Origin of the sequence: Haloactinopolyspora sp., from assembly GCF_027324685.1 — a bacterium.
In the GTDB taxonomy this organism is placed as follows: domain Bacteria; phylum Actinomycetota; class Actinomycetes; order Jiangellales; family Jiangellaceae; genus Haloactinopolyspora.
This window is the reverse complement of the sequence record NZ_DAHVSH010000129.1, coordinates 1-11,690: the sequence shown is the minus strand read 5'-3', so window position 1 is coordinate 11,690 and position 11,690 is coordinate 1. Positions and strand designations below refer to the sequence as shown.

The following is an 11,690-nucleotide window of genomic DNA, read 5'->3' as shown; positions in this document are numbered from 1 at the left end:
GTCGCCACCGCGGTGCGGTACATGGAGTTCACCGATGCCGTCCGCCGCTCGGCTGCCGAAGGCCGACGCATCGGCCTGTGAGGCTGCCCCGACACGAGTCGACGGTGCGGTCGTGAGTCACGTGACACCGAAGCAGAGGACCCGTCGTGAACATCCTGTTCCTCATGACCGATCAGCACCGGGTCGACACGCTCGGTTGTTACGGTAACCAGCGGATTCGCACCCCGAACATCGACCGGCTGGCCGCGGCCGGAACCACGTTCGACCGCTTCTACACGCCGACGGCCATCTGTACACCAGCACGGGCCAGCCTGTTGACGGGTCACGCGCCCTTCCGGCACAAACTCCTGGCCAACTACGAACGCAATGTCGGGTACATGGAGGACCTACCCCACGATCAGTTCACCTTCGCCGGGCCGCTTCGAGACCACGGATACGCCCTGGGGCTGTTCGGCAAATGGCACGTCGGGACCCACCGCACGGCCGCAGACTTCGGTTTCGACGGACCACACATGCCGGGCTGGCACAATCCGGTCGACCATCCGGATTACCTGGCCTATCTCGCCGAGCACGGCTTACCCGAGCACGTCGTCAATGAGCCCGTGTACGCGCGCACCCCGAGCGGAATCGAACACCTCATGGCTGGACGGCTCGAGCAGCCCGTCGAGGCGACCTTCGAGCATTACCTGGCTACTCGCACGATTCAGCAATTGGAAACGTACGCGCGCCGGAGCGTGAGCACCGGCGCGCCGTTCTTTCTGGCCACGCACTTCTTCGGGCCGCATCTGCCTTACCTGCTGCCGGACGAATACTTCGATCTCCATGATCCCGACGAGATCGACCTACCGCCGTCGCTTGTGGAGACGTTCGCCGGCAAACCGGAAGTCCAGCGCAACTACAGCGCGCACTGGGGCTTCGACACGATGCGACCGGAGACCTTGCGCCAGCTCATCGCCGCGTACTGGGGTTACGTGACGCTGATCGACCACCAAGTCGGCCGAATCCTCACCGCGCTGAGCGAACTCGGCCTGACCGACACCACGTCGGTGTTCTTCACCGCCGACCATGGCGAGTTCACCGGTTCGCACCGGCTCCATGACAAGGGGCCGGCCATGTACGAGGACGTCTACCGCATCCCCGGCATCGTCCGGGTTCCCGGAATGCCTGCCGGTCAGGTGTGCGACGAGTTCGCCTCGCTGACCGACATGACGGCCACCATCCTCGACCTTGCCGGTGCCGACCCGGCGCCGGCGGTGGACAGCCGCAGCCTGCTCCCGCTGGTCCGTGGCGACGATGTCGATTGGCCGCGCGAGCTCGTGGCCGAATTCCACGGCCACCACTTTCCGTACCCCCAGCGCATGATCCGCGACGAGCGGTACAAGCTGGTCGTCAATCCCGAGTCGCGCAACGAGCTCTACGATCTGCAGGCCGATCCCCACGAGCTCCAGAACCGATATGAGCATCCGGAACTGGCGCCCGTGCGCTCACGACTGACCCGGCGGCTACATCACCTCCTGCGCGAGCGCGGAGACAACTTTCACCACTGGATGACGACGATGTACGACGTGGACACGACCACGGATGCCAACGCACTGTTCGCTTCGACGAGGCCGCAACGGCCAGCTACCTGACCGTCCAGACGTCGACGACCGCGTCTCAGCTGCTTTCGGCGGCCGACGACGGCGGCAACGGATGGAAGAGCAGCTGCACGCCGTCGTCGGTTCCGATCCGTTGGACGCCGATCCGGTAGACCGGCTCCAGCACGTCCGGGTGAAGGACATCGTCCGGCGTGCCGGCCGCGGCGACGCGGCCGCCGTCGAGCAGCACGAGCTGGTGGCAGTAGCGCGCGGCCAGGTTGAGATCGTGCAGGACCAGGATGGTCGTGACACCGAGCTGGCTGACCAGTTGCAAGACCTCGTGCTGGTAGCGGATGTCGAGATGGTTCGTGGGCTCGTCCAGCAGCAGGTGATCCGCCTGCTGCGCCAGTGCCCGGGCGATCAGGACGCGCTGCTTCTCGCCGCCGGACAGACCCGAGAACACTCGGTCTGCCAGATGGCGAGCACCCACCCGACTCAACGCCGCGGCAGCAATCCGGAAGTCGTCGCGGGAGTGCCGCTGGAAGGCGGTCAGATGCGGCGTACGGCCGAGCAGCACGGTCTCGCTGACCGTCAGCGGCAGCTCGCCCGAGCCCTCCTGGACCACCACCGCCATCCGCCGGGCGAGCTCGCGTGCGCCCAGCTCGCTCACCGGAGCGTCGTCCAGGCTGATCCACCCGGCCCGCGGGCTCAGTGCGCCGTAGAGGGTGCGCAGCAGTGTCGTCTTGCCACTGCCGTTCGGGCCGATCAGGCCGATGACGTGACCCGGGCCGGCGGCGACGCCGACGCCGTCGAGCACCAGCGTGTCAGCGTAGGCGAACGAGACGTCCTCGGCGGTGATCATCGGCCGGGTCCGAATCGCTCGACGATGCGTTCCAGCCCGTCGACGGACAACGGGGTGGGCGGTTCGGTGAAATTGAACAGCTGGACGAGAATGTCGTCGTTTCGTACCGCTGTGATGCCCTCGGCGCCGGGCAGGTCGACCACGGCGTCCTTGACCTCGGCCGGGTCGCCGTCGGTGTACAGCAGGACGAGGACATCCGGGTCTTGTTCGATGATCTGCTCCAGCGTCACCTCGAAGACCCGTTCGTCGACGTCGCCGAAGACGTTCGTGAAGCCGGCCGCTTCGAGCTGCGGGTGGGCCATGCTCTTGTTGCCGTAGGCATAGCCGCTGCCGCCACCGACCGTGGGGTAGAGGACCGCTGCCGTCCGTTCGGGGGCGTCGGCGACGGCTTGTTCGGCCGCGGCGACCCGGTCGCGCAACGAGGCGACGACGGCAGCGGCCTCGTCCCGGCGGTCGAAGATCCGCCCGTACGTCTCCACCTGCTCGTAAACGTCGTCGAAGGTGGTCGCGGCCGAACGCTGCGGACAATAGACCGGCTGCTCCAGCGCGTTGATGCCGACGTCGGCCAAGGCTTCGCGGGTGATGCCGTCCGGCAGTCCCATCACGAGGTCGGGTTGCTGGGCGATGACGACCTCACGCGAGATCTGCAGGTGACCGCTCTCGTCGACGTCCTCACCGAGTGAGTCGATACCGTCGATGGCCGCGTTGACCTCGTCGCTGTAGTACTCCTCGGGGAAGGCTCCGGCGCGCAGCACCGCGGTGTCGACGACGCCGAGCTCGTACATGGTCGTCACCGGCGCGCTCTCCAGCAGGACCACCCGCTCCGGTGGTGCGTCGAACGTCATGTCGACTCCGCAGTTCTCGATGGTCAACGGGTACTGCGCACCGCCGCCCGTCGCCGCGGCGTCGTCGAGGTCGTCACGGTCACCTGTTCCGCAGGCCGTGGCGAGCAGGCCGAGTGCCAGCACCGCGGTCAGCATCCGTCGTCCGCGTCTCGGGCTCATCCTTGCTCTCCTCATCGAATACCGCAGCTGGGTCGGAGTACCCGATCACGTGCTGTTCGCGTGGAAACGCCGAACGAGAACCAGCAGGAACGGCGCGCCGATCAGGGCGGTGATGATGCCGATCGGCAGTTCCTGTGGCACCAGCACCACCCGCGCGGCGACGTCGGCCCACACCAGGAAGATCGCGCCGATCAGGGCGGCCACCGGCACCACCCGGGCGTGGGCGGCGCCGACGAAGCGGCGCGCGACGTGGGGGATCACCAGGCCGACGAAGCCGATGCCGCCGGCAGCGGCCACCACGGCACCGACGCACAGCGAGACGACGATCAGCAGCTGCACCCGGAACCGGGTGGGCGGGACGCCGAGCGTGAGCGCGGTCTCGTCACCGATGGCCAGCGCGTCCAGGTGTCGGTTCCACGTCATCAGCGCCGCGATGGTCACGCAGACGATGACGACCACGATGGCCAACGGCCAGGACCAACGCGCCAGGCTCAGCGAGCCGAGCAGCCAGAACAGCACGGAGCGGGCGCCTTCGGCGGAGTCGGAGGCGAAGATCAGGAAACTGGTCGCAGCGTAGAGGGCGTACCCGACGGCCACGCCGGCCATGAGCAGCCGCAATGACGTGATCCGCCCGCCCGCGCGCGCCACCACGAACACGACGATCGAGGCGGCCAGGGCGCCGAGGAAGGCGCTGGCCGACAGTGCGTTCTCACCGAATCCGGCCCCCAGCCCGAACAGGATGGCCGCCGCCGCACCAGTGGACGCCCCCGACGTGACCCCCAGCAGGTACGGGTCGGCCAGCAGGTTACGCACCATCGCCTGCAACGCCACGCCGCACACCGCGAGTGCCGCGCCCACCAGGGCCCCGAGCAAGACCCGCGGCAGGCGCACCTGCCACACGATGGCGTCCTGGGCCCGGTCCCACGTCGGTGTGGCCGGCCAACCCGCGACGTGATGCGTGACGACTTGGGCCACGGTGGCCGGCGAGATGGCCACGGCGCCCAGCCCGACGGCCAGGACGAGCGTGATCAGCAGTGCGCCGGACAACCCGCTGAGCCACAGCGCGCTGCGTCGTCGTTTCCCGGCCTGGCCGAGGTCGTCGTCGGCCACGTCGGGCAGCCCGATCGTCTTGAGCGTCAGGACACTGCCTCCCTCGCGCCTCGCCGACGGCCGCCGACCCCGGTTCCTCCATGCGTGTCCCTACATGCGACGCAGTCGCAAGTCATAGGTGCGACTATGTCGCATCAGGCCGGTGGCGCGCCAGTCCGAAACTCCGGACGAAGCGGCGCCGACTACGGTGAGCCCGAACGCCGACGTCGACATGTGGGGAGCGCCGCGATGACCGATCCGGTTCGCTGGGGAGTGCTGGGAGCTGCTGCGATCGCTGTGAACAAGGTGATTCCGGGCATGCAGAAGGCCGCCAACTGCCACATCCTCGGGCTGGCATCACGCAACGCGGACCGGGCGGGCGAGGTCGCCGCGAGCCTCGGCATCGAGCGGTCGTACGGGTCGTACGAAGCACTGCTCGCCGACCCCGACATCGAGGCCGTCTACGTGCCGCTGCCGAACAACCTGCACGCGGAATGGACGCTGCGAGCTGCAGCGGCCGGTAAACACGTGCTGTGTGAAAAACCCATGGCCATGAGCGCCGACGAGGCGGCGACCATGGTGGAGGGCGCGGCGAAGGCCGGCGTCAAACTGATGGAAGCGTTCATGTACCGGCTGCATCCGTCGTGGGTGCGGGTGCGTGAGCTGGTGGCCGGCGGCAGCATCGGCGAGCTTCAAGCCGTCCACGGCTTTTTCGCCTACCACAACCTCGACCCGGCCAACATCAGGAACATCGCCGACCTGGGCGGCGGCGGCCTGATGGACATCGGCTGCTATCCGGTCAACGTCGCCCGGATGATGTTCGGCGCCGAGCCCACCGCCGTGCACGCCGCGCTTCGTCGCGACCCCACCTTCGGCACCGACGTGCTCACCTCGGCGGTGCTTGACTTCGACGGACGCCACGCCGTCTTGTCGTGCTCCACCCAGCACGAGCCCTACCAGCACGTTCAGCTACTCGGGACCGAAGGTCGGCTGTCGGTGGAGATCCCGTTCAACATCCCGCCCGACCTGCCGACGCGGATCGTCCGGTACGCAGGGGGCACGCCGCCGGTGGCACCTGGAACCGAGGTGTTCGAATTCGCCCCGGCCGATCAGTATCAGATCCAGGGGGAGCTGTTCTCCGCCGCGATCCGTGCCGACACGCCGGTTCCGACGCCGCCGGAGGACGCGGTCGCGAACATGGCGGTGCTCGAGCGCATCGTCGCAGCCGCCGGCGGCGCCGCTCGAGGTCCCGACGACGGCTGAGTCACGCGGGCGGGGTGAGCGGTTTGCGCTGGGTCAGCCGCCAATGGTTGCCGAACGGGTCGCGAAACGCGGCGTCGATGCCGTAGAAGCGCTCCTCGGGCGCCTCGATGAACTCGACGCCGTTGGCTTTCAGCTCGTGGTAGGTCGCCCAGCAGTCGTTGGTGGCGAAGGCGCCGACGCTCATGTGCCCGGTCGCCACCAGCGACCGGATCTGCTCGGCCAATTCGCCGTTCACCTGGGGCGGGCCGGGAAGGACGAGCATCAGTGGCACCTCGGGCTGGTCCGGCGCGTGGACGACGAACCAGTGGAAACCGTCGTGAACCGCGTCGATGTCGACCTCGAAGCCGAGCGTGCCCACGTAGAAGTCACGGGCCACGTCCATGTCGAGGACGTTGACGCACACCAGGGCGATACCGCCGATCATGATGATTCCTCTCGCCCGCTCACGACCGGCCGGCGAACGCCGCCACGACCGGTGCGATGACCACGCCGGCGACATTGTGATCCTGCCCGTCGAGGATCTCGGTGCGAGCCGCCGGAATGGCCGCGGCGGTGTGCCTGGCGGCTTCTCGCATGAAGGCCGGGCTCTGCGTTCCGGCCAGCACCAAAGTGGGCACGCCGATCCGGGCGAAGCGTTGGGCCGGCACCGTGTTGTCCCCCATGACGGCGGCGTCGTAGGCCAGCGTAGGGGCCAGGCTGAGCCCGTGCCGCCAGTGTTCGGATTCGCGCATCCCGGCGATGACGTCTTCGGGGACACCCACCAGTGTCATGAAGTGCGCGAGAGCGTCGTCGCGGCGGCCGGCCGCCAGCAGGTCGTGCAGCCGGTCGGCGTACTCCTTGGCCCGTCGCGGGCCGTCCGGGTCGGTGCTGAACGGCGGCTCCCACATGATCAGGTGATCGATGGCCAGCCCGCTGGCGGCGGCTTCGGCAGCCAGGACCGCACCGGAGGACAAGCCGAGCACGCTGGCCGATCCGCCGGCGGCGTCGAGCACAGCGCGCAGGTCGTCGACCTCCCGGCTGACGGCGTACGGGAGGGTGTCCGTGCTGTCGCCGCGGCCACGACGGTCGTAGTTGAGCACGGTGAAGTGCCGGCCCAGGGCCTCGGCGATCGCGGCGTCGGCGCCCCGGTCGCACGACGCGCCGGCGACCACGATGATCGGCGGGCCCGAGCCCAGCTGGTCGAAAGCAATGGTCGTGCCGTCGGCGGACATGATCTGCTGCATGGCGAGGCCTCCTGTCGCTGTCCTGGCCGCAGTGCTCTGCGGTCTCGGCCCGAACGTAGGCCGACGCGACGGCCGCAGGCTTCTCGAAAACCGCCCAATCTCACCGGCCGCGCGTGCCGGGCCCACGGCATCACGGCCGCGGACGGGTCAGCATCCGCACGTAACAACCGGGCAGCTGGGCGAACGCGTCGTGGCCGCCGCGGTCGCGATAGGCGCTGGGGCTCTCGCCGACCAACCGGCGGAACTGGGTGCTGAACGAGCCGAGACTGGTGAACCCCACCGCCAGGCAGACCTCGGTCACCGTCAACTCGCCGGCGCGTAGCAGCGCCTTGGCCCGCTCCATCCGGCGGCTCATCACGTACTGGTGCGGCGTCTCGCCGAAGGCGGCCTTGAAGCTGCGGCTGAAGTACGAAGGAGACACGCAGGCGCTGCGGGCCAGCGCCGCGACGTCGAGATTTTCGGCATAGGCGCGGTCGATCAAGTCGCGCACCCGCAACAGGTGCCTCGACATCGCCGGTGCCGGGCGGTTCACCGGTCCATCATCGCGCACAGCGCGCGATTCCATGGCCGAGAACCTCTTCCAGTCGTAGCCATGGCCACGTGATGACACCGAGGGGTGCAGGCACGAACACAACTCGAGGGTGACGCGGGCGGCGTCGCGGGGCGCCTAGATTCGCAAGCATCAGGTGAGCAGCCGGAGTACCGGTGGTGTCGGGAGAAGGGTGGAGCGCATGCGATCCGAGCGGATCCGACGCGCCACGGGCCTGTCGCCGTGGAGCGTCGTTGGTCTCGCCGGGCTGGGTGCGCCCCGCGCGGTCGCGCACGATCTCGGTCCGGTCGATGCCACGGTGAACGCGGTCCTCGTGTTCGCCCCGTTGGCGCTCTGGCTCGTCGTCGTGCTGTGGCGGCGAGTGCCGAACCCACTGGTCACACTGATCACCGTGGGCCTGGCTTACGGGCTCGTTCTCGGCGTGGTCCACCAGATGCTGTGGACCTACGCCTATGACGGTGATCCGCCGTCGCTCGGGGGAAACCTGGCCGACCGCCTGCCGCCGATCGTCGAAGCCGCCGTCATCCGCGGGTCCGCGTTGGTGAGCAGCGTCGTCACCGGAGCGCTGGTCGGTGCGGCCGTCGGTGCGGTGGGGTGGCTCCTGGCGCGAGTCGTTCCCGCACCGCACTCGGATCGTCCGGTCTGAACCCTCCTCGTTACGCGTCCTCCGCCGTCCGCAGCACGCCGGTGAGGTGTTCGGCGGCAGCGAGCACAGCCGGTGCATGAACGCGTCCGGGCTGGCGGGTGAGCCGTTCGATGGGCCCGGACACCGAAACCGCCGCCACGACGCGTCCGCTGGACGAGCGGATGGGCGCCGAGACCGAGGCCACGCCCGGTTCGCGCTCGCCCACGCTCTGTGCCCAGCCACGCCGTCGTACGGCTGCCAGCATGGTGGCGGTGAACCGCGCGCCCTGCAGGCCGCGATGCATCCGCTCGGGTTCCTCCCAGGCGAGCAAGACCTGCGCGGCGGAACCGGCGAGCATCGTCACCGTCGCCCCGACGGGGATGGTGTCGCGCAGGCCCGACGGACGTTCGGCGCCGGCGACGCAGATGCGCTGGTCGCCCTGGCGACGGAAGAGTTGGGTGCTCTCGCCGGTCGCTTCGCGCAGCCGGGCGAGGACCGGGCCGGCCGCGGCGAGCAGCCGGTCCTCACCGGCGGCCGTCGCCAGCTCGGCCAGCCGTGGGCCGAGGACGAATCGTCCGTGCAGGTCGCGGGAGACCAATCGGTGATGCTCCAGAGCGACGGCGAGACGGTGGGCTGTGGGTCGAGCCAGTCCAGTTGATGCGACGAGGTTGGCCAGGGTCGCCGGCCCAGCCTCGAGAGCAGACAAGACCAGAGCTGCCTTGTCCAGAACGCCGACTCCGCTAGAGTTGTCCATGAGTCGATACTGCCATCTCAGCATACGAGACTTCAAGTACTGTCCCTGCGGTGATTCGAGACGACGAACAGGAGCCGGTGATGGGCAAGACCCTGGCCGAGAAGGTGTGGGACGCGCACATCGTGCGCCAGAGCGAGGGCGAGCCTGACCTCCTGTATATCGATCTTCATCTTGTCCACGAAGTGACGAGTCCGCAAGCCTTCGAAGGACTTCGTCTCGCGGGCCGTCGGGTACGCCGGCCGGACCTCACCATCGCCACCGAGGATCACAACACCCCCACGGTGGACATCGACAAGCCGATCGCGGATCTGACCAGCCGCACCCAGATCGAGACGCTGCGCAAGAACTGCCAGGAATTCGGTATCCGGCTGCATCCGCTCGGTGACGTCGACCAAGGCATCGTCCACGTCGTCGGCCCTCAGCTGGGGCTCACCCAGCCGGGCCTGACCGTCGTCTGCGGCGACTCGCACACCTCGACCCACGGCGCGTTCGGCGCGCTGGCCTTCGGTATCGGTACGTCGGAGGTCGAGCACGTGCTCGCGACCCAGACCCTGCCGATGAACCCGTTCAAGACCATGGCCATCAACGTCGAGGGGACACTGCGCCCGGGCACCACGGCCAAGGACATCATCCTCGCCGTCATCGCCAAGATCGGTACCGGCGGAGGGCAGGGCTACGTCCTCGAGTACCGCGGCGAGGCGATCCGGCAGCTGTCCATGGAAGCGCGGATGACCATCTGCAACATGTCCATCGAGGCAGGCGCGCGGGCCGGCATGATCGCCCCCGACGAAACCACGTTCGAGTACGTGAAAGGCCGCCCGCACGCCCCCGAGGGCAAGGAGTGGGACGCCGCGGTCGAGTACTGGCGCACCTTGCGCACCGACGACGACGCCGTGTTCGACGCCGAGGTGACCATCGACGCCGACTCCCTGGAGCCGTACGTCACCTGGGGCACCAACCCTGGCCAGGGCCTGCCGCTGTCGGGCTCGGTGCCGGATCCCGCGAGCATCGCCGACGAGACCGCTCGGGCCGCGGCGCAGCGGGCGCTGGAGTACATGGACCTGGAGCCCGGCACCCCGTTGCGCGACATCAAGGTCGACACCGTCTTCATCGGGTCGTGCACCAACGGGCGCATCGAGGACCTGCGTGCCGCCGCCGAGGTCATCAGGGGCCGGCGCAAGGCCGACGACGTCCGGGTGCTGGTGGTCCCGGGGTCGTTCAAAGTGCGGCAGCAGGCCGAGGCCGAAGGCCTCGACAAGGTGTTCACCGAGTTCGGCGCGGAATGGCGCCACGCCGGCTGTTCGATGTGCCTGGGCATGAACCCGGACCAGCTCGCGCCCGGCGAGCGCAGTGCCTCCACGTCGAACCGGAACTTCGAGGGTCGACAGGGCAAGGGCGGACGTACTCATCTGGTCAGCCCGTTGGTCGCCGCAGCGACCGGCGTGCGCGGCACACTGTCGTCGCCTGCCGACCTCGAACCGTCGATCAGCTGATCCCATGACCGTCGACGGGTCCGCGCGCCAGACCAGGCCCCGTCGATGATCATGGCGGACTGCCGAAACAGAGGGAGCTATGGAGAAGTTCAGCCGCCACACCGGCATCGGCGTGCCGCTGCGATACAGCAACGTCGACACCGACCAGATCATCCCCGCCGTCTACCTCAAGCGGGTGACCCGCACCGGGTTCGAGGACGCGCTGTTCGCGGCCTGGCGCGGCGACGAGTCGTTCGTGCTCAATCAGCCTGCGTACCGCTCCGGCTCGGTGCTCGTGGCCGGGCCCGACTTCGGCACCGGCTCGTCGCGTGAGCATGCCGTCTGGGCGCTGAAGGACTACGGCTTCAAGGCGGTTCTGTCCTCGCGGTTCGCCGACATCTTCCGCGGCAACTCGGGCAAGCAGGGGCTGCTCACCGGGGAGTTGGCACAAGACGACATCGAGCAGATCTGGAAGGTGCTCGAGAACGAACCCGGCACCGAGGTGACCGTCGACCTCGAACACCGCGAGGTCCGTTGCGCCGACATCGTCGCGCCCATGGGTATCGACGACTACACGCGCTGGCGGCTGATGGAGGGCCTCGACGACATCGGGCTCACCATGCGCCACGTCGACGCCATCGCCGATTTCGAAACCGCTCGGCCGTCCCACAAGCCGCGCACACTCGCCTGACCCGGCGACACGCCGGGTATCTCCCTGTTGTCGTTGTGTGCGGCCCCGGGACTGCCTAGCGTGTGGATCACGACGGCCGGACCTCGGGCGTCGCGACATCGGGTTGAGGAGCGACGGTGAGTAAGAAGAAGCTGATCGACCGGATCGCCGAGCGCTTCGACGGCAACCGCGAGGTGGCCCAGCACGCGCTCGATGCTGTCGTCGAGGGCATCACGAAGTCACTCGCGGCCGGCGAGAAGGTGGCCGTGCGGGGTCTCGGCGTGTTCGACCGCGGCAGCGAGGGGTCCAAGCGCAGAATCGTGCCCACCTTCGCTCCCACTGACGAACTCAAGGACGTGGTCGCGGGCGTGCGTAAGGTCCGCTCGCGCGTCGTGCAGTCGCTGTCGATGGTCCCGTCGCAGGCGGCTTCGGCCGCCGAGTCGGCCAGCCGGGTCGCGTCGTCGGCTGCTCGCAGGGCCGCCGACACGGTCCGGGGTGAGCGCGGCGATGATGGAGCTTCGACGGCAACGCCTTCGGCTGACGAGAAGGCATCGGGGTCGACGTCGTCGGCGTCGGCGAAGAAGGTTGCTGCGAAGAAGGT

General features: G+C 68.6%; 13 protein-coding genes. 6 read left to right on the top strand and 7 right to left on the bottom strand.

What is annotated here, in order from left to right:
• Window positions 1-146 precede the first annotated feature (146 nt).
• Complete coding sequence (locus M6444_RS14780; RefSeq protein WP_298328863.1) at window positions 147-1,631, top strand: sulfatase-like hydrolase/transferase; 1,485 nt, start codon at window positions 147-149, stop codon at window positions 1,629-1,631.
• 25 nt (window positions 1,632-1,656) lie between these two features.
• Here M6444_RS14780 and M6444_RS14775 read toward each other — a convergent pair whose 3' ends face one another.
• From M6444_RS14775 to M6444_RS14765, 3 genes are read right to left on the bottom strand one after another with little or no spacing between them, the layout of a single operon-like run.
• Window positions 1,657-2,439, bottom strand: a complete 783-nt coding sequence (locus M6444_RS14775; RefSeq protein ID WP_298328862.1) for an ABC transporter ATP-binding protein — start codon at window positions 2,437-2,439, stop codon at window positions 1,657-1,659.
• Window positions 2,436-3,443 (bottom strand): ABC transporter substrate-binding protein, encoded by a 1,008-nt coding sequence (locus tag M6444_RS14770; protein ID WP_298328861.1) that lies wholly within the window; start codon window positions 3,441-3,443, stop codon window positions 2,436-2,438. Before M6444_RS14770 ends, M6444_RS14775 begins: the two co-directional genes overlap by 4 nt.
• Before the next feature lie 45 nt (window positions 3,444-3,488).
• Window positions 3,489-4,553, bottom strand: coding sequence for an iron ABC transporter permease (locus tag M6444_RS14765; RefSeq protein WP_298328859.1), 1,065 nt, complete (start codon window positions 4,551-4,553; stop codon window positions 3,489-3,491).
• 228 nt (window positions 4,554-4,781) lie between these two features.
• Here M6444_RS14765 and M6444_RS14760 point away from each other — a divergent pair, with 228 nt between their 5' ends.
• Window positions 4,782-5,795 carry a Gfo/Idh/MocA family oxidoreductase gene (locus tag M6444_RS14760; protein ID WP_298328858.1) on the top strand — a complete coding sequence of 338 codons (1,014 nt, stop codon included), beginning with the start codon at window positions 4,782-4,784 and terminating at the stop codon, window positions 5,793-5,795.
• Between the two features lies 1 nt (window position 5,796).
• Here the strand turns inward: M6444_RS14760 and M6444_RS14755 are convergent, their stop codons facing one another.
• The 3 genes from M6444_RS14755 to M6444_RS14745 all read right to left on the bottom strand — a co-directional run bounded on the left by M6444_RS14755 (window position 5,797) and on the right by M6444_RS14745 (window position 7,529).
• Entirely contained in the window at window positions 5,797-6,219 is a 423-nt protein-coding gene (locus M6444_RS14755) for a VOC family protein (protein WP_298328856.1), read from the bottom strand.
• Window positions 6,220-6,238: 19 nt separating this feature from the next.
• The gene (locus tag M6444_RS14750; protein WP_298328854.1) at window positions 6,239-7,018 is read right to left on the bottom strand and encodes an alpha/beta hydrolase; all 780 of its coding nucleotides are present in this window, start codon (window positions 7,016-7,018) and stop codon (window positions 6,239-6,241) included.
• A gap of 130 nt (window positions 7,019-7,148) precedes the next feature.
• Window positions 7,149-7,529, bottom strand: a complete 381-nt coding sequence (locus M6444_RS14745) for a helix-turn-helix transcriptional regulator (protein WP_363326383.1) — start codon at window positions 7,527-7,529, stop codon at window positions 7,149-7,151.
• Between the two features lie 220 nt (window positions 7,530-7,749).
• On the opposite strand from M6444_RS14745, the gene M6444_RS14740 reads away from it, so the two are divergent.
• Entirely contained in the window at window positions 7,750-8,214 is a 465-nt protein-coding gene (locus M6444_RS14740) for a hypothetical protein (RefSeq protein WP_298328849.1), read from the top strand.
• 10 nt (window positions 8,215-8,224) lie between these two features.
• Here the strand turns inward: M6444_RS14740 and M6444_RS14735 are convergent, their stop codons facing one another.
• The gene (locus M6444_RS14735; RefSeq protein WP_298328847.1) at window positions 8,225-8,947 is read right to left on the bottom strand and encodes an IclR family transcriptional regulator; all 723 of its coding nucleotides are present in this window, start codon (window positions 8,945-8,947) and stop codon (window positions 8,225-8,227) included.
• Between the two features lie 80 nt (window positions 8,948-9,027).
• On the opposite strand from M6444_RS14735, the gene leuC reads away from it, so the two are divergent.
• The 3 genes from leuC to M6444_RS14720 form a co-directional block, all read left to right on the top strand.
• Window positions 9,028-10,440, top strand: coding sequence for a 3-isopropylmalate dehydratase large subunit (gene leuC / locus M6444_RS14730; RefSeq protein ID WP_363326382.1), 1,413 nt, complete (start codon window positions 9,028-9,030; stop codon window positions 10,438-10,440).
• 79 nt (window positions 10,441-10,519) lie between these two features.
• On the top strand, window positions 10,520-11,110 hold the full coding sequence (gene leuD / locus M6444_RS14725) for a 3-isopropylmalate dehydratase small subunit (RefSeq protein WP_298328843.1): 591 nt from the start codon (window positions 10,520-10,522) through the stop codon (window positions 11,108-11,110).
• Between the two features lie 116 nt (window positions 11,111-11,226).
• A partial coding sequence (locus M6444_RS14720; RefSeq protein ID WP_298328841.1) for an HU family DNA-binding protein occupies window positions 11,227-11,690 on the top strand: 464 nt, incomplete at its 3' end.

Bases quoted from the DNA above. Each gene is read 5' to 3' on its own strand.
- M6444_RS14770 (WP_298328861.1), bottom strand. From the start codon at position 3,443: ATGAGCCCGAGACGCGGACGACGGATGCTGACCGCGGTGCTGGCACTC.
- M6444_RS14750 (WP_298328854.1), bottom strand. From the start codon at position 7,018: ATGCAGCAGATCATGTCCGCCGACGGCACGACCATTGCTTTCGACCAG.
- M6444_RS14755 (WP_298328856.1), bottom strand. From the start codon at position 6,219: ATGATCGGCGGTATCGCCCTGGTGTGCGTCAACGTCCTCGACATGGAC.
- M6444_RS14735 (WP_298328847.1), bottom strand. From the start codon at position 8,947: ATGGACAACTCTAGCGGAGTCGGCGTTCTGGACAAGGCAGCTCTGGTC.
- leuC (WP_363326382.1), top strand. From the start codon at position 9,028: ATGGGCAAGACCCTGGCCGAGAAGGTGTGGGACGCGCACATCGTGCGC.
- leuD (WP_298328843.1), top strand. From the start codon at position 10,520: ATGGAGAAGTTCAGCCGCCACACCGGCATCGGCGTGCCGCTGCGATAC.
- M6444_RS14775 (WP_298328862.1), bottom strand. From the start codon at position 2,439: ATGATCACCGCCGAGGACGTCTCGTTCGCCTACGCTGACACGCTGGTG.
- M6444_RS14745 (WP_363326383.1), bottom strand. From the start codon at position 7,529: ATGTCGAGGCACCTGTTGCGGGTGCGCGACTTGATCGACCGCGCCTAT.
- M6444_RS14740 (WP_298328849.1), top strand. From the start codon at position 7,750: ATGCGATCCGAGCGGATCCGACGCGCCACGGGCCTGTCGCCGTGGAGC.
- M6444_RS14760 (WP_298328858.1), top strand. From the start codon at position 4,782: ATGACCGATCCGGTTCGCTGGGGAGTGCTGGGAGCTGCTGCGATCGCT.